The following is an 18,948-nucleotide window of genomic DNA, read 5'->3' as shown; positions in this document are numbered from 1 at the left end:
CGGTTTTTTCCAATTAAATCAACGACTGTTTTAATTCAATCAAACGATTGATTGAATTAAAACAGTCGTGATGTGGATTCCATAAGGCTTGCTGTACTAGTCTGCTTTATAAGTGGTTAGGAAAGAAGATATGAAGAGAAAAGGCCTGTATCGTAGGGGGTACAGGCCTTTTCTATATGCGTGTGACAAACATCTTAGTGTATTGGAATAATAAATTAAAGAAGATTTATTACTGTTGATGGCTGAGCTATTTTTCGTTTCAATATAAAACTATCCATGCACAAGCTTATCTAATTGTCATTCGATATACCCTCAACACCAACTTTGATGCCTAATAATTTTCACATTTTACATAGAATTAAGCGCCTATGTACGGGAATTATAGTATCAAAAGGAGGTTACATAACATGGAATCAACAGCTTATAAAGGTACAAATAAAATGATTATCGGGATTGTGTTTGGTGTTATTACATTCTGGCTATTTGCCCAAGCGATGGTGAATGTAGTCCCTGCTGTACAAAAAGATTTAGGGATTTCACTAGGAACACTGAACATTGCCATCAGTTTGTCGGCTTTATTCTCAGGCATGTTTATCGTTGCTGCCGGTGGCCTTGCTGACAAAGTAGGCCGTAAAAAGATCGCCAATATTGGGTTTGTTTTGAGTATAATTGGTTCACTTTGTCTAGTAATAACTCAAGGTTCTGCACTGCTCATTATTGGACGTGTGATTATAGGTCTATCAGCTGCATGTATTATGCCATCTACTATCGCATTAATGAAGGCTTATTTCGAGGGGGCAGAACGTCAACGAGCATTAAGTTATTGGTCAATCGGTTCTTGGGGAGGATCGGGAGTTGCTTCATTTGCAGGGGGGGCAATCGCTACATCATTAGGGTGGAGATGGATTTTCGTTTTCTCTATTATTTTTGCGGTTGTTGGGATGTTTTTACTAAAGGATACACCAGAAAGTAAGCAGCCATCCTCAGGAAAGTTTAAATTTGATTACACGGGCTTAGCTATTTTTATCGTGACGATGATTGCCTTGAATATATTTATTACGTATGGATCAGATTTAGGATGGGCAAGCCCGATTTCACTAATACTTGTAGCTGTAACGATTATAGGTCTGCTTGTTTTCATAAAGGTAGAAAAGAGCAAAGATATTGTCCTTATTGACTTTGCTGTGTTTAAAAATGCGCCGTATACGGGTGCCACAGTCTCGAATTTTTTACTAAATGCTATTGCGGGTACCTTAGTCGTCGCAAACACGTATGTACAAGTAGGACGAGGCTTCAGTTCATTCCAATCCGGAATGTTGTCATTAGGCTATTTAGTTACTGTGCTCGCCATGATTCGTGTCGGTGAGAAAATTTTACAAAAAGTAGGCGCAAAAAAGCCGATGATTTGGGGCGCTCTCATTACCACGGTTGGTGTAGGGTTAATGGGCTTAACATTTTTACCAGGCTTTTCTTATACAATTGCTGTTTTTATTGGATTTGCTTTATTTGGACTCGGACTTGGTATTTATGCGACCCCATCAACAGATACATCAGTATCAAATGCCCCGGCTGATAAAGTGGGCGAAGCAGCTGGTGTTTATAAAATGGCAAGTTCGCTAGGTAGTGCATTTGGTGTTGCGATATCCACAGCAGCTTACGCGGCAATAGCAGCAACGGGCAATCTTGAATGGGCAGCTACAGTAGGTATCATTGTAAATGTAATTTTTGGTATCCTATCAATTATCTCGATCATGGTTATGGTTCCAAAAGATGCAGGTAAAACAGCCAAAGAAGTAAAACCAAATCTTACTTCTAAAAAAACAACAACTCGCGAGCCTGTTCCAGAATAGGTAATGAAAAGGAGTATAGGACAATGAAAGATCAATTAATGGAAATGTTAGAGTCACGTAAGGATGAAATGATTGAAATTCGCAGACATCTTCATGAAAATCCTGAACTATCCTTCAAAGAAGAAAAAACAGCCCAATATATCCTTGACTTTTATAAAGGGAAGGACGTAGAAATTCAGTCCAATGTTGGAAATGGCTATGGAATTGTTGTAACAATAAAAGGTGGAAAGTCAGGGAAAAACATTGGTCTACGTGCAGATTTTGATGCACTTCCTATTGTTGAGGAAGCGGACGTACCTTTTAAATCAAAAAATGAAGGTGTCATGCATGCATGTGGTCATGATGGTCATACAGCATACTTATTAGTACTAGCGGATTGTTTAATTCAATTAAAGGATGAAATACCCGGGACCATTAAAATTATTCACCAACATGCGGAAGAAGTTCCACCCGGTGGGGCAAAAAGTATTGTAGAATCTGGCATACTGGATGATCTGGATCATGTATTCGGAATTCATTTGCTTCCACTAGGTCCTGCAGGGTTGGTTGGGTATCATGCAGGATTTTCATTCAATGGTAGGGCTTATATGAAATTGAAAGTTCAAGGTAGGGGTGGACATGGATCTTCACCACATTTAGCAAATGATGCAATTGTGGCAGGCGCCCATTTTGTAACAGCGGCTCAAACGATTATTAGTCGTCGTTTAAGTCCATTTGAAAATGGCGTTATTACGATCGGCTCATTTGATGGAAAGGGAACTTTTAATGTCATCAAGGACAGCGTAGAGCTGGAAGGCGACATTCGTTATATGACAGATGAAACAAGGGAAAAAATTGAACATGAAATTAAACGTCTTGCAAAGGGGCTAGAGGAAGAATTTGGGGTAACATGTGAGCTTACCTATGAAAATGATTACCCGCCTCTATACAATGATCCTGAAATAACCGAAAAAGTCGCAGAGTATCTAAAAAATGCAAATGACAAAGACATTAAAGAAGTGAAAGAATTTCCACCGATGGCACCATCTGAAGACTTTGCATATTATGCAAAAAAATTCCCTTCATGTTTCTTCTACATTGCATGTACACCGAAGGGTGAGGAGGATCCGTATTTCAATCATCATCCTAAGTTTGATATTGATGAAGATGCACTCCTTGTTGCAGCAAAAGCAGTGGGACATGTGGTTTGTGGATTTTATGAGCTAAGCTAAAAACAATCTGTACTAATCAGTCATTTTGGAGAAAACCCATTTTCAAACAAGCGTTTGTTTAATGGGTTTTCTTACGTTTTTCAACGGTTTAGAAAATCAATCAAACGCTTGTTTAAATAAAATGAGTAGTACCAAGTAGGATGGAATCCGTGCTGTACTAGTCATAAAGTGACGATAAATTGTCATTTCCAAGCCAACTCATTCTCTTTTTGAAAAACTTGTTCTATAATGAGGTGGGGTGAAAGGTATGGCTCGTGAGCGTAAATTTACTACAGAGGAATTATTTCAGATAACCGAGGAATTGCTTCTGGCACATCATTATGAAGGGTTCCAGTTTAGTTTGGTGGCGGATCAATTACAGGTTTCACGTGGGGCCATCTATAAATATTTTGAGAACAAGGAAGAATTAATCACGGAATATATGCTTTTTAAAATGGAGCAATTTCTTCATGAGTTAAAAGAAATTAACACAATTGAAGGGTTCTATGCTCAATTTGATTTTCTTCTGAATCTCATGTTTAAAAATCCGGAGCTTCATCAAATAATAGAAATTGGTAAACGTGTTCCGATTCTTACAAACGCAAAAGTGAAAGAAAATATAATGAAACTCGAGGGTTACCATCTTCAGATGTACCAATATGTTTCGGGCTTTATTGAGGCGGGAAAGAACGAAAACGTACTCAACACAAAGATACCGGAACCTTTGATATTAGGATACATTTTTCAATCAGTCGCCATACCGAATCATTTTGGCATTCCACATGAGGTGTGGGTTGAATCGATTAAGCAAATGATTTGTCATGGAATTTACAAAGATTTTTAATTGACACAGATGTCACTTATAAAAGATAATTAACGTGATAACAGTGTCATTTTTTTTAATTAAAGTGACGTTCGTGTCACTTTAAAAATACTAACTAAGGAGTTGAATCGTTCTGAAAGAGATGTTACAAGCCATTACTGATAAAGTCTCCACCAAAAAAGGAATGTGGATTACATTAGCTAGCTGGTTAATCATTACGATGGCATTGGCTGTTTTTGCACCAAATGCAAAGGATTATGAGGTTACGAGGATTGATTCCTTGCCTGAAGATGCAAAATCCGTACTTGCCAAAAATAAGGTGGATGAGTATTTCAAGGATAGCGATGGAACGCCGGGAATATTAGTTTTTCAAGCGAAGGATGGTCAATTGGAATTTGAAGACCTTGTTAATGTATTCAATCATATCGAGGAAGCAAACATTCCAGGAGTTGAGCAGGTAGTTCCATTGGCTTCTTTACCGCCACAAGCAGCTGCTGGATTTTTCTCAGAAGATCAAACAACGGCACTACTTCCAATCATCTTTGATCCTTCACTCGAAACAAAGGAAGTCCGGGATTCAAAGGATCAAATCATCGAAGTTGTTGAGGAAAATACGGATTTAACTTTGTATGTGACAGGTCCTGCGGGGATTGCAACAGATTCGCTTGATTTATTTTCAAGGGCAGACCTCGTTTTAATTCTTTCAACAGTTGGCTTAATTCTAATTTTATTAATCGTCATTTATCGTTCACCCCTTCTCGCGTTAATACCGTTGTTAGCTGCGGTTTTTGTATATGAAGTCGTAATGCAAACGCTTGGTATTTTAGGGAAGGCAGGTCTACTATTAAGTAATCAAACGATTTCAATCATGTCCATTTTATTGTTTGCGGCAGTAATTGATTATTCGCTCTTTATTTTTTCTCGATTCCGTGAAGAATTGAAGGGGCATGAAAATAAATACGATGCAATGCGTGCTGCAATGAAGGAAACAGGGATGCCGGTCTTTTTCTCTGGAGGAACGGTTTTAGCAGCAATGCTTGTTTTATTCTTCGCCGAATTCGGAGACTATCGAAATTTTGCGCCGACCTTTGCGACAACGATGGTGATCATTATGCTCGCTTCGATCACATTAGTGCCAGCTCTATTTACACTTTTCGGCCGAAAATCTTTCTGGCCAAAGGTTCCAAAGGTTGGAGATGAAAAAGTTAAAGACAATTCCATCTGGAGTAAAATTGGTCGGATGGTGGTCAAAAAGCCAGGACTATCGGTTGCGATTATTAGCATTTTCCTTCTAATTTCAGCAGCCAATATGTTTAACCTTACCTATGAGTTTGATACGATGAAGTCCTTTCCAGAGGATATGCCATCACGACAAGGCTATGAGTTAATTGAGGAGAAATTCGCGAAGGGTGATCTCGCACCATCAACAGTTTTGTATGAAGGAAAAGAAGCGTTAACGAAGGAAGAACAAGACGCATTACAAAATGAGTTGCTAGAACAAGAACTTGTAAGTGATGTAAGGATCAACGGAATTGCTGAAGACAATAAAGTCATAAACTTCAGCTTAACGTTTGAAGAAGGACCATATGACGTCAAAACAATTGATGCGATGGAACAGATGATTAATAACTCTGACACAATCCTAGCAAATGCAAATGTAGACGGAGAACTTTATTTTGCAGGAGAAACGGCGACAAAAGTAGATGACCGAAATGTGAACAACAGAGATGTCATTTTAATAGTATTGCTAGAGACAATCTTGATATTTGGGATGTTAATTGTGTTAACGAAGTCCTTTAAAATGCCAATCTATATGATGGGAACAATCTTAGTGTCATTTTTAGCAGCGTTAGGATTAGGGATGTTCTTAACAAATCTATTCTTTGATATCGATACGATCAGTAACAGGGTACCATTGTATTCGTTTGTATTTCTCGTTGCACTAGGCATTGACTATAACATCATGCTTATTTCAAGATTCCAGGAGGAGCGAAGAACCCATTCTGTTAAAGAAGCCGTACAAATCGCTGTATCCAAAACAGGAGGAGTTATCTCGTCGGCGGGTATCATCTTAGCGGCAACATTTGCTGTTCTAATGACACAGCCCGTTCAATTACTTTTTGTGTTCGGCTTTATAGTTGCAGTGGGAATTCTGTTAGATACCTTCTTAATTCGTGGAGTGCTATTACCAGGTTTAATTGTGTTATTAGAAAAAGACAAAGCGGTAAGCGAAGAAAAATAATCTCAAAAGAAAAGAGACGCATGAACGAATGCGTCTCTTTTTTAACTCTTCATTTTGGGATCTAGTGCATCACGTAGACCGTCACCCATTAGGTTAAAGCCGAGTACTGTTAACATAATGGCAAGCCCTGGGAAAATAAGTGTCCATGGTGCTTGTTGAATATAGCTTCTTGCATCACTTAGCATCCTTCCCCATTCTGGTTCCGGAGCTTGTGCACCTAAACCTAGAAATCCTAAAGCAGCAGCTTCAAGTATCGCTGTTGCAATTCCAAGTGAGCCCTGAACGATAATAGGTGTTATGCTGTTTGGGAGAATATGTTTTAAAAGAATTCGAGAATCTTTCATCCCAATTGCTTTTGCTGCCATGATAAATTCTTCTTCTTTAATACTGATAACCTTTGATCGAACTAGACGTCCAAAGTTTGGAACATTTATTATGGCAATTGCAATTAAAGCGTTTTGAAGGGATGGTCCTAAAATTGCGACAATCGCAATGGCTAATAGGATGCTTGGAAATGCTAGTAAAATGTCAAAGGTTCTCGAAATAAGCATATCAACCCATTTTCCATAATAGCCTGCAAGAATGCCGAGTAAAGAACCGATAACTGCAGAGGCTAATACTGCAAAAAAACCAACCCATAACGAGATTCTAGCACCATAAATAATTCTTGAAAAAATATCTCTCCCTAAGTCATCCGTTCCAAACCAATGATCTGCGGATGGAGGTTGTAGACTATCTGCTAGGATTGATTCTTTATAGCTTTGTGGAGCAAGAAAGTCTGCAAAAATTGCCACTAAAATAAAGAAGACAACAATTCCGGTACCAACAAGTGCTAAGCGGTTCTTTTTAAATCCCTTCCAAGCATCTTTCCAGGGAGAGACCGCCGTATCTTCATTTTTTGGCAGTGATACGTTTGAATCTTGTTGAGGAGCTATTTCAGCCATGTGCAATTCCACCTCTTTTCCATTATTGATATTTAATTCGTGGATCAAATACTGCGTAAAGTAAGTCAACGATTAGGTTAATAAATACGAATATAGCTGCAATGAGTAGGACACCTGATTGAACGACAGGGTAATCTCTAAAAGCAATAGCTTCGTAAATATATCTTCCGATACCAGGCCAACTGAAAATCGTTTCGGTTAGGATAGCTCCACCTAGAAGAAGTCCCATTTGGAGTCCAATTGTAGTTAAAACAGGGATAAATGCATTTTTTAAGGAATGTTTATAAACAACCCAAAACATTTTTTGACCTTTTGCTCTTGCTGTTCGGATGAAGTCTGAGCGCATAACCTCAAGCATACTTGATCTTGTCATTCTAGCAATAATCGCCATCGGAATGGTTGCTAATGCAATACTTGGTAAGATTAAGTGTTTCAATACAACAACAAATTGATCAAAATCACCTTGAATCAACGTATCTAGTAAAAATAAGTGTGTGATTGGTTCAATTGGGTCCCGAATATTCTCTCTTCCAAGAGACGGTAACCAGTTTAGCTCCAGGGCAAAAATCCATTGCTCCATTAATCCTAGCCAAAAGATTGGAATGGAGACCCCAATAAGTGCAAGTACCATCGCTGTATAATCAAACCATGAGTTTTGGAACCATGCGCTGATGATTCCTGCGTTTACACCAATCACGACTGCAATAATCATAGCAACGAGTGCAAGCTCAAAGGTTGCAGCTAAAAATGGCCAGATTTCTTCAGAAATTGGTGAGCGGGTACGAAGTGATTCTCCTAAATCACCTTGGAGTAAATCACCGATGTAAGAGATATATTGTGTATACCAAGGCTCGTCCAACCCAAGCTGCTGTGTTAATGCCTCTTTGGCAGCGGGTGATGCTTTTTCACCCAATATAGCATCTGCAGGGTCACCAGGGATTAGCCGTAGCATAAAGAAAACGATAAGAGACATTCCAAATAAAACCGGAATTAACATGAGTAAACGGCGAACCGTATATGAAAGCATTATGTTCACCCCTTTTGATGGATAAAGGGGAGTAACAAGACTCCCCTTCTTAACTATTATTCAAAATATGCGTTTGTAAATTTGTCTACACCTGTAGGATGTGGAATAAATCCTTTAAGGTTGCTACTAGCAGCTAAAGCTGCACGTGCGTGTGCGATTGGAATCCAAGGACCCTCATTATGAATGATTTCTTGAGCTTGTTTGTACATGTCATTTCTTTTTGCTTCGTCTGTTTCAGTTTGTGCTGCAATAAGAAGATCGTGTAGCTCTTGGTTTGCATAACGTGAATAGTTATTTCCGTCAATGCTATCTTGATCTAATAATACATATAAGAAGTTATCTGGGTCACCATTGTCACCAATCCAACCAGCAAGGTAAGATTGTGCCTCGCCGTTTTGAACTTTTTCAAGGAAGGTTGTCCAATCGTAAGTTACAATCTCAACTTCGACGCCAATTTTTGCAAAGTCAGCTTGAATGGCTTCAGCAATTTTTTGTGGTTCAGGCATGTAATCTCTAGGGTTAGTAAAAGTCCAAAGTTCCATTTTGAAACCATCTGGATACCCAGCTTCGGCAAGAAGTTCCTTTGCCTTGTCTAAATCATATGCATAGCCTTCAATTTCGTCATTATATCCTGGCATAAATGAAGGATATGGGTTAACTGCAACATCCGCATTACCAGCATAGAATGTATCGATAAGTGCTTGTTTATCAACTGCATGGTTCAGTGCTTGACGAACCTTTACATTATTGAATGGTTCCATTTCAGTGTTAAAGCCAAAGTATCCAATATTCATACCTGGACGTAATAATACTTGTAATGAAGAATCACTTTCAATTTGAGAAACATCACTTGGATTTACTCCATCCATTAAGTCAATTTCACCTGTTTTTAAAGCTGTTAGACGTGCTGAATTATCAGGAATGACTCTGAAAATAACTTTTTCAAGCTTAGGAGATCCTGCCCAATAATCTTCGTTTCTTTCAAGAGTGATTGTGTCATTTCGTTTCCATTCTTTAAATACGAATGGTCCAGTACCAACTGGGTTTTCACCAAATTTATCGCCTTGTTCTTCAACGGCTGTTGGACTAGCAATTCCGAATGGACCCATTGCAAGGTTGTTTAAAAATGGTGCTTGTGGGCGTTTAAGAGTGAATTTTACCGTATAGTCATCCACCGCTTCAACAGATTCAATGACATGGCCTTCGTCATCCTTAAAGCCGCCGAACATTGCAGCGTAGTATACGAACGCGCCATCTGTGCCACCGCTCATCCAACGTTCAAAGTTGAAAACAACAGCTTCTGCATTAAAATCTGTACCATCATGGAATTTTACACCTTCTTGTAATTTGAAGGTATACTCTAAAGAATCGTCAGAGATTGTCCATTCAGTTGCTAAAGCAGGTTTAACCTCTGTAGTTTCCTCTTCATAATCTAAAAGAGTATCAAAAATGTTTTCTGTAACTTTTAGTGATTCACCATCAGTTACAACACCTGGGTCTAGAGAAGTTGTATCAGCTCCACGACCGTAAATTAAAGTAGTTTGTGCTTCATCTTTAGCTGATGATGAAGAATCACCACTATCTTCGTTTTTGTTGCCACAAGCCATTAAAACGGCAGACAGTACAACAAATAGTACTAACGTTAGTAAGAAACGTTTTTTCATCGTTTTCCCCTCCAGTAATGTTTATCTTGGGCAGCGAATTATGCTGCCTATTTATATTTGCTCTTCTCCATAAAGGTGGCAAGCGGTAAAGTGACCTTGCTCTACCTCTTGGAGTGTAGGAACAACCTGTTTACAAATATCCATTGCCTTAGGACAACGCGTATGGAACGGACATCCAGCAGGTGGATTTGATGGACTTGGAACATCTCCACTTAGAATAATTCGTTCCTGCTTGTGTTCAGGGTCCGGAATAGGGACAGATGAGAGCAGGGCTTCTGTATAAGGATGCTTAGGAGATTCGTATAATCGATCACTATCGGTTAATTCTACGATTCTTCCTAAATACATCACTCCGACTCTATCACTTATATGACGGACAACACCTAAGTCGTGGGCAATAAATAAATAAGTTAAATCAAAGTCCTTTTGTAAATCCTCAAGTAGATTTAATACTTGGGATTGTATGGAAACGTCAAGAGCTGATACCGGTTCATCCGCAATAATAAGCTTTGGTTTAACAGCTAAAGCGCGGGCGATACCAATCCGTTGTCTTTGACCTCCACTAAACTGATGCGGATAGCGTTTCGCATGATAGGAGTTTAAGCCAACAATCTCTAGTAATTCCCGGACTCTTTTCTTTCTTTCTTGTCGATTACCAAGACCATGAACAATTAAAGGTTCCTCAATAATCTGTTCAACAGTATGTCTTGGGTTTAGTGATGCGAAAGGATCCTGGAATACCATTTGGATATCCTTTCTCATCTTTCTCATTTCTGAATTAGATAGAGTCATTAAGTCTTTATCTTCAAAAATAATTTTTCCGCCAGTAGGTTCAAGCAGGCGCATTAGCATACGACCTGTTGTTGATTTTCCACAACCACTTTCACCAACTAATCCGAGAGTTTCTCCTTTATGTAGGTGGAAAGAGACGCCATCAACTGCTTTTACAGCACCTGTTTGCTTTTGAAGGACTCCACTTTTAATCGGAAAATGTTTTTGTAGGTCTTTAACTTCCAATAATGTTTCGGGCATTCGGTTCTCCCTCCTTTTCAAAGCGTTTAATGTGACGCACTCTGAAGGAGTGCAACCCCTTGTTCAGATTCGTGTAGATGACATCTTGCACGTTGTCCATTCCCAACGTCTAGTAAGCTAGGAGCAACTTCTCTACACTTATCAAATGCAAACGGGCATCTTTCCGCAAAATGGCAGCCTTTTTTAATTGAACCTGGGATAGGAACACTGCCAGGTATCGAGAATAGACGATCTTTTTTCGTTCTGACATCTGGAACAGACTCGATAAGACCTTTTGTATATGGGTGCTGAGGGTTTTTGAAAAGGGACTTCGTATCGCCTTCTTCAACAACCTTTCCAGAATACATAACTGCTATCCTGTCACACATTTCTGCAACAACTCCAAGGTCATGTGTGATCATAATGATAGAAGTATTTGTTTCCTTATTTAGCTTTTTCATCAATTCTAGGATCTGGGCCTGAATGGTTACGTCAAGTGCAGTTGTTGGCTCATCCGCAATCAAAATTTCAGGTTCACAAACCATTGCCATTGCAATCATGACTCTTTGGCGCATACCACCAGATAATTGATGAGGATATTCATCTATTAATTCATCAGCTCTTGGGAGACCAACAAGGTTTAACATCTCAATTGCTCTCGTTCTGGCTTCTTTTTTTGAAATCTTATTATGTATTAAAATGGCTTCGATTAATTGATTGCCAATTGTGAATACAGGGTTTAAAGATGTCATCGGCTCTTGAAATATCATTCCAATTTTATTTCCGCGAATTTGTCTCATTCGCTTTTCCTTTGCATTCACTAGATTTTCGCCATTAAATAAAATTTCACCACCGACTATCTTTCCTGGATGCTGCACAAGCTGCATGATGGAAAGAGAGGTTACACTTTTACCGCAACCAGATTCACCAACAATTCCGAGGATTTCGCCTTTTTTTAGATAAAGATCAACCCCGTTTACAGCAGGTATTTGACCACTGTCAGTGAGAAAGTGGGTTTTCAACCCTTTTATTTCCAGAATAGTATCTTCCAAAAAAATCCACCCCTTTCTATATTGGGATACTAATTAAAATTTTTATAATATATTAATAACAAAGTATAATTATACACTCAATAAAATGAATTTCAAGAAAAATTAATTGATTTAAAAAGATATAAATCTTTCTATATACAGAAAAGTGGCATTTTTGTAATAATGTAATCGCTTTAGTGAAATGTTTTAATACATAAAGGAAATTATTATATTAATATTTTTTATTTTTGAAAAAATGCTGTTGTAAAAATTCTCTGGGAAAGGGGAAGTTGTGGAATAAAAAAACTCCTTATGCTTAGTCACATAAGGAGTTTTTTTAAAAGATTATTTAGTTCTGCGCCATTTTGAATTCTAAGAAAAGTTGGTTATAGATGGCAAGACTCTTTTTCCCTAGGTTTTCATAAACCTCGAGCCTCTCCGTGAGCTCAGGTGATGGGTAGAATCGCTCATCAGTCACCATTTCTTCAGGCATATATTGAAGTGCCTCTTTGTTTGGAGTGGAGTAGCTCACATATTCTGTATTTTGCGCTGCAACTTCCGCATCCAACATGAAATTAATAAATTGGTGGGCACCCTCAATATTTTTCGCAGTCTTTGGAATCACCATATTATCAAACCATAGGTTAGAACCTTCGCTTGGTACCACATAGTCGATATCTTCATTTTCCCACATAATATCAGCAGCATCACCAGACCATACAATCCCGATTGCCGCTTCTTCATTTTGGATGAGGACTTTTCCTTCATCACCAACGATGGCTTTTACATTTGGTGTAAGTTTGATGAGTTTTTCTTTTGCTTCAATTAAGTGATCAAGATTTGTATCATTTAGTGAATAACCAAGGGAGTTCAGCCCCATACCCATGATTTCTCGTGCCCCGTCGACCAAGATAATTTCATTCTTTAAGGACGGGTCCCAAAGGTCGTTCCAGCTTGTAAATTCTTTTCCGTCAAGCATTGTTGGATTAAACACGATTCCAACAGTTCCCCAGAAATACGGAACAGAGTACTTATTGCCTGGATCAAAAGGAAGACCCATGAAACGCTCATCAATGTTTTTTAAATTTGGAAGCTTTGAATGGTCAAGAGGGATGAGCAAGTCCTCTTGGCGCATTTTATCAATCATATATTCAGATGGAACGGCGATATCATACGTTGTCCCACCCTGTTCGATTTTTGTCATCATCGCTTCATTGGAGTCGAAAGTTTCGTAAATGACCTTGATTCCAGTTTCCTCTTCGAAGCGGTCAATTAATTCTTCGTCAATATAATCTCCCCAGTTATAAATCGTCAATGTGTTCCCGCCTGCGAGACCTTGAGACGAATTTAAATGGTGAATTAGATAAAGTAGACCAGCTGAGACAAGCACGATCGCTAAGAAAGCACGGATGAGTTTCGTCATTTTCGAACCCCCAATCCACGTGTATTCCCACGTTGTGCAATAAAGTAATAGCCGACAGCAAGCAGCATTGTAAAGATAAATAATAGAGTTGACAATGCATTAATATTCAATGAGATTCCGCGGCGTGCAAGGGAGTAGATTTCAACGGAAAGCGTTGAAAAACCATTTCCTGTCACGAAAAAGGTAACGGCGAAATCATCGAAGGAGTAGGTTAGTGCCATGAAAAATCCAGCGAAAATCCCTGGTGTGATGTAAGGGATAATAACCTTTGTTAGGACCTGCCACTGGCTTGCCCCAAGGTCCTTTGCTGCGTCGATCAAACTCGGGCTCATTTCCTTTAATTTTGGCAATACCATTAAAACGACAATTGGAATACTGAAGGCAATATGTGAAAGTAACACTGAATAAAAGCCTAATTTAATTCCAGCCATTGTTAATAAAATCAGGAATGACGCACCAATGATAACGTCTGGACTTACAATTAATACGTTATTTAAAGATAATAACGTATTTTGAGTTTGTCTTTTTCTCACAGAGTGAATCCCAATTGCCCCAAACACCCCGATAATCGTTGAGAAGAGGGCTGAAAGCAAGGCGATTACAAATGTATTTAACACAATGATGAGTAATCGTGTATCTCCAAATAACTCCTTATACCAATCGAAGGTAAAGTCCTCGAAATTGTTCATCGTGCCACCACTATTGAAGGAGTAATAGACTAAATAAAAAATCGGTGCATATAAAATGAAGAAAATAATAAATAGATATACCTTTGAAGAAATGGTCAGTTTATCTCTCATTTTTAGCACCTCGTTTCTTGCGGTTTCCAGTCGCCACCATAATTAATACCATGAAAATAATGAGGAAGACAGCGATGGTCGAACCCATGCCCCAATCCTGTGTGACGAGAAACTGTTGTTCAATGGCAGTACCAAGTGTAATTACTTTGTTTCCTGCGATTAATCGTGTAAGCATGAATAATGACAGGGCAGGAATGAATACAACCTGGCAGCCTGATTTTACTCCTTGAATCGTTAGTGGAAAAATGACACGACGAAACGCTGTCCATTTAGATGCCCCAAGGTCTCTAGCAGCATCCAATAGACTTGGATTTAACTCATTTAATGAGTTAAAGATTGGTAAAATCATAAATGGAATAAAAATATAAACAGATACAAACACAAAGCTGAAATCAGTAAATAATAACTGTCTAGAGCCGATACCTAGCACTTCAAGAATGGCATTGGCAGTTCCATAAGCTCCAAAAATTCCAATAAAAGCATATGCTTTTAATAGAAGATTGATCCACGATGGAGCAATGATGAGTAGCAACCAAAGATGTTTATGCTTCGTTCTTGTGATTAAATAGGCTGTTGGGTATGCGACCAATAATGAGACAGCTGTAATTAAAAAGGCATACCAAAATGAGCTAAGTGTCATTTTTAAATAAATGGGTGTGAAAAACGTTTTATAATTTACTAAAGATAGATTTCCTTCTATATCAAAAAATGAATAATAGAGTACAAGCGTAATTGGTGCAATAACAAATACAAGAATCCATAGTGCATAAGGGATAAAATATAAATTACGAGTAAGCTTATTTTCCATGGCTTTCCCCGTCCACATATGCATCTAAGCGACGATCATATTCTTCCTCTGTTTCACCAATCCTCATGACATGAATTGCCTCAGGATCAAAATAAAGTCCGATTTCATCGCCAACCTTAGCTTTCTTTGTAGAGTGTACTAACCATTCATTTCCATCCTTGTCAAAGCCGCAAATTTCATAGTGAACCCCCCTAAAAAGCTGAGAATCTACAACAACCTGTAGCTTTCCTTTTTCAACAGAGGTAATTTCTAAATCTTCAGGGCGGATAACAATTTCAACGGGTTCATTGTCTGAAAAACCTTGGTCAACACAGTCAAATGTCTTTCCAACAAATTCAACTAAAAAGTCACGATGCATTTTTCCTTTTACGATATTCGATTCTCCTATAAAATCAGCGACAAAGCGATTGATTGGTTCGTCATATATATCGATAGGGGTGCCACTTTGTTGTATGTTTCCTTTATTCAATACAAAAATCTCATCAGACATAGCAAGTGCTTCCTCTTGGTCGTGTGTGACAAAGATAAAGGTAATACCAAGGCGCTTTTGAAGGTCACGAAGCTCATATTGCATTTCCGTACGAAGCTTTAAATCGAGCGCTGATAAAGGCTCATCCAACAAAATAATCTCTGGCTCATTCACGATCGCTCGAGCAATTGCCACACGTTGTCTTTGACCACCAGACATTTCTCTAATTTCACGATTTTCATAGCCAGTAAGGTTGACGAAGCTTAGGGCTTCTTTCACTTTTTTATCGATTTCGGATTGCTTCATTTTTTTTATTCGTAAGCCAAAGGCAACATTCTCATATACATTAAGATGAGGAAATAACGCGTAATCCTGAAACACTGTATTAACTTGACGCTTATTGGCAGGTGTGGTGTTTACTTTTTTACCATTAAAATAAACCTCTCCATCTGAGGGTTCGATAAATCCTGCGATCAAACGCAATATTGTTGTTTTTCCACATCCAGATGGACCAAGAAGGGTATAAAACTTTCCTCTTTCAATTTCAAAGCTGACATTGTTAAGGACAGGTGGGTCATTGTCATATTGTTTCGTCACATTTTTAAACTGGATAATAGGTATACTGTTCATAGCAACCCCCTTCTTTCTATATAAAATAAAATGATAGTTTTTGTGTAATCCGGCATAATTATACACGAATCGGCAAAAAATTCAATAACATTCATAAAGTCAAGGTGTAAAAGTATAAATTGCAAGATAGTATATAGACCGAAAAAACAAACTAGTAAATTAGTAGTAGGAATAAATTAACATTTTTAGAAAAAGGTGAGGTCAATTCCATTGACCAAATGTGAAAATAGAAATATAATTATAGTACAATTTAAAATAATCTTTCTTTAAAGATAATTGTATAAAGGAAAGGCAAATTCATTGAAAGATGAAGACGCAAAACTATAGGGGCTAAGTCCAGTTGGACATGCCAGCCAGTTGCCGAGTAAAACTCGTATCGTAAGAGCGAAGATTAATCGGTATGTGATTAGTCTTTTTTTTTATACCATTAAGTATCTTGTTGCTACTATTTTACTAGATTTTTGGATAAATTAGCCTGTTCAAAAAGACGGGAAAATGACCGCACGTCTACTAAATTGACTCTTCCTATGTGACGACATTTTAAGACGGTGAAGCTTTACCAGCGTATGCAATATACGTGAGGAACTCCAGAAGCAAGTCAGCATGCTTCCACAGGATGTTGGCGTTTAGTTGAAGTTTCTCACTCGATGTGACATTTTTAACCGATCTTTTGAACATCCTTTAAAAAATTTTGGAAGTGATTATGCATGAAGAAAACCATCCAGAATCTGAACGTACTAAGAAAACTAAGCGAATTAATCGACAAGGTTGGTTCCGAAAAGAATCTGATTTCTGACGAGACTCGTAACTTTTTTGACGAAATCGGTCAGGAACAAGAAGAACAAGAGATTACTAACACCCTTTTAACCCAACTCCAACAAATGAACGAACAAATGGAAAATATGCATTGGATGAACAAGCATTACCGTATCCTTCATGAATTTGCCCAAATTTGCAGCAAAACCCTAAATGAAAGCGTTCTTCTTCAGAAATCCTATGAGATGGTTTCACGTGTTATGCCAACGGATTCGTTTTACATTGCCTTGCATAATCCTGGTGATGCGCATATTCAAATGATTTTTATTATGGATAATGGTGAGCCTGCTCCACCTAGCACCGTGGAGTTTGGTGAAAATTACACATCAAAGGTTATTAAAACACGAGAAATCGTTCACCTCAAACATCGAAATCAAAACATTGAGTATGATACGAAAATGGGGGAAGGGGAGCAAGACACAAGATCTTGTCTTTTCGTACCAGTCGTGATGGATGATCAAGTAAAAGGTGTCATTTCGGCGCAAAGCTATAGGGATTTCGCTTATCGGAAGGAGCACGAGGATCTTTTGCAAATGATCGGTGCACAGGTTATCAACTCGATTGAAACAGCTCGATTATATGGAAAAATTTATACAATGTCCCGTACAGACGAATTAACTGGATTAAAAAACCATCGTGCTTTCCATGAGGATTTAGCACAATTAATTCGAAATGATGATGGCGAAATTACAGTTATGATGATCGACTCTGATGATTTAAAGAAAGTAAATGACCGCTTCGGCCATGATGCTGGTGATTTATATTTAAAGATCCTTGCAGATGGCATAAAAACGCTTTGCGATGATAACATGGAAGGCTATCGATATGCGGGGGATGAGTTCATGATACTCATTAAAACCCACATCGATTTGGGTGTGAAGGATATTTACTTTAAGTTAAAAGAGTACTACACGGAACACCCACTTATCGTTGATGATGAAAAAATCACCGTTTCAATCAGTACTGGCGTTGGTGTCTATCCGTATAACGGAACGACTGTGGATGCGTTGAAAAAAGCGGCAGATCAAGCACTTTACGCTGCAAAAGAAAGTGGAAAAAACCGCATAGTTGTGGCGAATTAAAAAGCTCATCCATTTGGATGAGCTTTTTACAGTATAGCCAACGCTTTGGGAGGTATGATGCACATTCTGTCAGCGCTCGTCTTGTGCTTGTCACCGACAGGCGGACAAGATTAGAGCATTTATTAGTTAATATGGGCAATGATACCTTCTTCATCGTCTAATACAAGCTTAATTCCTGCATATGGGTCTCGATTCATAAATTCGCCAAGCCATAAACGAATCGCCTCGATTAGGTTTGCCATGATGAGGACCTGTTTACGATCGTTGACATATGCTTCAGCGGAGAACCCGTAGTCATCATCATACATAAGCTCTACTTCGACTTCTTCTGGTTTTACTTGCTTTTTCAAGCCTATATAAACACAAACCGCATTAATAATTTCTTGTTCGGAAAGAATTAACGTCTCCATGGGTCTGCCTCATTTTTCTTACGATCTCTAATCATCACGAAGATTTTTCGAATGATAACGATTAGTACATAAATCGCTAATACGTTAATCATTAATCCTAAAAATGAGCCAAGTATTCCCATTCCACCTAGAAGACCACCAAATAGGAACCCTGCAAGTCCACCTAGCATAAGGCCTTTCATTAATCCACCAGACATGAATCCACCTTTAGGATTTGTAGTAGTAGACTTGTTTGTAACATTATTATCTGCTTTTTTCTTTTGTTGCTGTTGGAAGTTGGATTTGTTTGTGTTTCCAATATTATTATTAAACCCTCTTTTACCTGACTTATAGCCTTTTGCCTCAACAGTTGTTGTTTGGTCTTGGAAGACAAAGTTTCCAAGTGGCGAAAGAATCAGAGTAAGTGCTACCATAGCTGCTAAAACCTTTTTCATATAAATGTGTACCTCCATAAGTTAGTATTTATATTTTTACTATTATAACCTAATATCATGAAATTCTCTTGTAATTCACCTTCCTCAGTTTTCTATCTTATATACGATGAAAAAGGAGGAAGGTTTCATTTTATCTATAAAAATGATGTTGGTAAATTGTAACAAAAATATTAAAGCTAAAAGTTTTTCAATAGGATTTTTCAATAGGATTTTTCAATAGAGAGTTGACATAAAAAAATACCAATTGGGCAGTTTTCACTATAGACGCAGGTAAAAGATGGTTTTCTTATCCTA

At 38.2% G+C, this 18,948-nt stretch carries 16 protein-coding genes and 1 riboswitch; of the genes, 5 read left to right on the top strand and 11 right to left on the bottom strand.

From position 1 onward, the window contains the following. The first annotated feature begins 407 nt into the window (after nt 1–407). The 4 genes from DZB84_RS23395 (at nt 408) to DZB84_RS23380 (ending at nt 6,105) form a co-directional block, all read left to right on the top strand. Complete coding sequence (locus tag DZB84_RS23395) at nt 408–1,850, top strand: MFS transporter (RefSeq protein ID WP_116354719.1); 1,443 nt, start codon at nt 408–410, stop codon at nt 1,848–1,850. A 23-nt stretch (nt 1,851–1,873) separates the two neighbouring features. Further along, nucleotides 1,874–3,061: an amidohydrolase gene (locus tag DZB84_RS23390; RefSeq protein WP_116354718.1), complete on the top strand. Its 1,188-nt coding sequence runs from the start codon at nt 1,874–1,876 to the stop codon at nt 3,059–3,061. A gap of 247 nt (nt 3,062–3,308) precedes the next feature. Beyond that, nucleotides 3,309–3,884, top strand: coding sequence for a TetR/AcrR family transcriptional regulator (locus DZB84_RS23385; RefSeq protein ID WP_116354717.1), 576 nt, complete (start codon nt 3,309–3,311; stop codon nt 3,882–3,884). Between the two features lie 112 nt (nt 3,885–3,996). Beyond that, nucleotides 3,997–6,105 carry an MMPL family transporter gene (locus DZB84_RS23380; protein ID WP_116354716.1) on the top strand — a complete coding sequence of 703 codons (2,109 nt, stop codon included), beginning with the start codon at nt 3,997–3,999 and terminating at the stop codon, nt 6,103–6,105. A gap of 41 nt (nt 6,106–6,146) precedes the next feature. Here the strand turns inward: DZB84_RS23380 and nikC are convergent, their stop codons facing one another. From nikC to DZB84_RS23335, 9 genes are all read right to left on the bottom strand, one after another. Further along, nucleotides 6,147–7,049, bottom strand: a complete 903-nt coding sequence (gene nikC, locus DZB84_RS23375) for a nickel transporter permease (RefSeq protein ID WP_116354715.1) — start codon at nt 7,047–7,049, stop codon at nt 6,147–6,149. Between the two features lie 22 nt (nt 7,050–7,071). Continuing rightward, on the bottom strand, nt 7,072–8,076 hold the full coding sequence (locus tag DZB84_RS23370; protein ID WP_116354714.1) for an ABC transporter permease: 1,005 nt from the start codon (nt 8,074–8,076) through the stop codon (nt 7,072–7,074). Between the two features lie 56 nt (nt 8,077–8,132). Further along, nucleotides 8,133–9,740 (bottom strand): ABC transporter substrate-binding protein, encoded by a 1,608-nt coding sequence (locus tag DZB84_RS23365; RefSeq protein ID WP_116354713.1) that lies wholly within the window; start codon nt 9,738–9,740, stop codon nt 8,133–8,135. 51 nt (nt 9,741–9,791) lie between these two features. Further along, on the bottom strand, nt 9,792–10,772 hold the full coding sequence (locus DZB84_RS23360; RefSeq protein WP_116354712.1) for an ABC transporter ATP-binding protein: 981 nt from the start codon (nt 10,770–10,772) through the stop codon (nt 9,792–9,794). A 26-nt stretch (nt 10,773–10,798) separates the two neighbouring features. Then, nucleotides 10,799–11,803, bottom strand: coding sequence for an ABC transporter ATP-binding protein (locus DZB84_RS23355; RefSeq protein ID WP_116354711.1), 1,005 nt, complete (start codon nt 11,801–11,803; stop codon nt 10,799–10,801). Between the two features lie 328 nt (nt 11,804–12,131). Beyond that, nucleotides 12,132–13,205, bottom strand: coding sequence for an ABC transporter substrate-binding protein (locus tag DZB84_RS23350; RefSeq protein WP_116354710.1), 1,074 nt, complete (start codon nt 13,203–13,205; stop codon nt 12,132–12,134). Further along, nucleotides 13,202–14,005, bottom strand: a complete 804-nt coding sequence (locus DZB84_RS23345; protein WP_116354709.1) for an ABC transporter permease — start codon at nt 14,003–14,005, stop codon at nt 13,202–13,204. Before DZB84_RS23345 ends, DZB84_RS23350 begins: the two co-directional genes overlap by 4 nt. Then, entirely contained in the window at nt 13,995–14,813 is an 819-nt protein-coding gene (locus DZB84_RS23340; protein WP_116354708.1) for an ABC transporter permease, read from the bottom strand. The genes DZB84_RS23345 and DZB84_RS23340 overlap by 11 nt, the downstream gene beginning before the upstream one ends. Next, nucleotides 14,803–15,912, bottom strand: a complete 1,110-nt coding sequence (locus DZB84_RS23335; protein WP_116354707.1) for an ABC transporter ATP-binding protein — start codon at nt 15,910–15,912, stop codon at nt 14,803–14,805. The genes DZB84_RS23340 and DZB84_RS23335 overlap by 11 nt, the downstream gene beginning before the upstream one ends. 280 nt (nt 15,913–16,192) lie before the next feature. Continuing rightward, a riboswitch (cyclic di-GMP riboswitch) is annotated at nt 16,193–16,277 on the top strand. A 342-nt stretch (nt 16,278–16,619) separates the two neighbouring features. On the opposite strand from DZB84_RS23335, the gene DZB84_RS23330 reads away from it, so the two are divergent. After that, nucleotides 16,620–17,810, top strand: coding sequence for a sensor domain-containing diguanylate cyclase (locus DZB84_RS23330; protein ID WP_116354706.1), 1,191 nt, complete (start codon nt 16,620–16,622; stop codon nt 17,808–17,810). A 122-nt stretch (nt 17,811–17,932) separates the two neighbouring features. On the opposite strand, the gene DZB84_RS23325 is transcribed toward DZB84_RS23330, so the two are convergent. Then, complete coding sequence (locus DZB84_RS23325; RefSeq protein ID WP_116354705.1) at nt 17,933–18,220, bottom strand: YxcD family protein; 288 nt, start codon at nt 18,218–18,220, stop codon at nt 17,933–17,935. Beyond that, nucleotides 18,208–18,654 (bottom strand): hypothetical protein, encoded by a 447-nt coding sequence (locus DZB84_RS23320; protein ID WP_116354704.1) that lies wholly within the window; start codon nt 18,652–18,654, stop codon nt 18,208–18,210. Before DZB84_RS23320 ends, DZB84_RS23325 begins: the two co-directional genes overlap by 13 nt. Between the last annotated feature and the right edge of the window lie 294 nt (nt 18,655–18,948).

The organism is Bacillus sp. HNG (assembly GCF_003400205.1).
GTDB lineage: Bacteria > Bacillota > Bacilli > Bacillales > Bacillaceae_L > Ferdinandcohnia.
Note: the sequence above shows the minus strand (reverse complement) of the source record. Positions and strands in the feature narration are given on the sequence as shown.

Excerpts from the sequence above, each read along its gene's own strand:
- DZB84_RS23395 (WP_116354719.1), top strand. The coding sequence starts at position 408 with ATGGAATCAACAGCTTATAAAGGTACAAATAAAATGATTATCGGGATT.
- DZB84_RS23390 (WP_116354718.1), top strand. The coding sequence starts at position 1,874 with ATGAAAGATCAATTAATGGAAATGTTAGAGTCACGTAAGGATGAAATG.
- DZB84_RS23385 (WP_116354717.1), top strand. The coding sequence starts at position 3,309 with ATGGCTCGTGAGCGTAAATTTACTACAGAGGAATTATTTCAGATAACC.
- nikC (WP_116354715.1), bottom strand. The coding sequence starts at position 7,049 with ATGGCTGAAATAGCTCCTCAACAAGATTCAAACGTATCACTGCCAAAA.
- DZB84_RS23370 (WP_116354714.1), bottom strand. The coding sequence starts at position 8,076 with ATGCTTTCATATACGGTTCGCCGTTTACTCATGTTAATTCCGGTTTTA.
- DZB84_RS23365 (WP_116354713.1), bottom strand. The coding sequence starts at position 9,740 with ATGAAAAAACGTTTCTTACTAACGTTAGTACTATTTGTTGTACTGTCT.
- DZB84_RS23360 (WP_116354712.1), bottom strand. The coding sequence starts at position 10,772 with ATGCCCGAAACATTATTGGAAGTTAAAGACCTACAAAAACATTTTCCG.
- DZB84_RS23350 (WP_116354710.1), bottom strand. The coding sequence starts at position 13,205 with ATGACGAAACTCATCCGTGCTTTCTTAGCGATCGTGCTTGTCTCAGCT.
- DZB84_RS23345 (WP_116354709.1), bottom strand. The coding sequence starts at position 14,005 with ATGAGAGATAAACTGACCATTTCTTCAAAGGTATATCTATTTATTATT.
- DZB84_RS23340 (WP_116354708.1), bottom strand. The coding sequence starts at position 14,813 with ATGGAAAATAAGCTTACTCGTAATTTATATTTTATCCCTTATGCACTA.
- DZB84_RS23335 (WP_116354707.1), bottom strand. The coding sequence starts at position 15,912 with ATGAACAGTATACCTATTATCCAGTTTAAAAATGTGACGAAACAATAT.
- DZB84_RS23330 (WP_116354706.1), top strand. The coding sequence starts at position 16,620 with ATGAAGAAAACCATCCAGAATCTGAACGTACTAAGAAAACTAAGCGAA.
- DZB84_RS23325 (WP_116354705.1), bottom strand. The coding sequence starts at position 18,220 with ATGGAGACGTTAATTCTTTCCGAACAAGAAATTATTAATGCGGTTTGT.
- DZB84_RS23320 (WP_116354704.1), bottom strand. The coding sequence starts at position 18,654 with ATGAAAAAGGTTTTAGCAGCTATGGTAGCACTTACTCTGATTCTTTCG.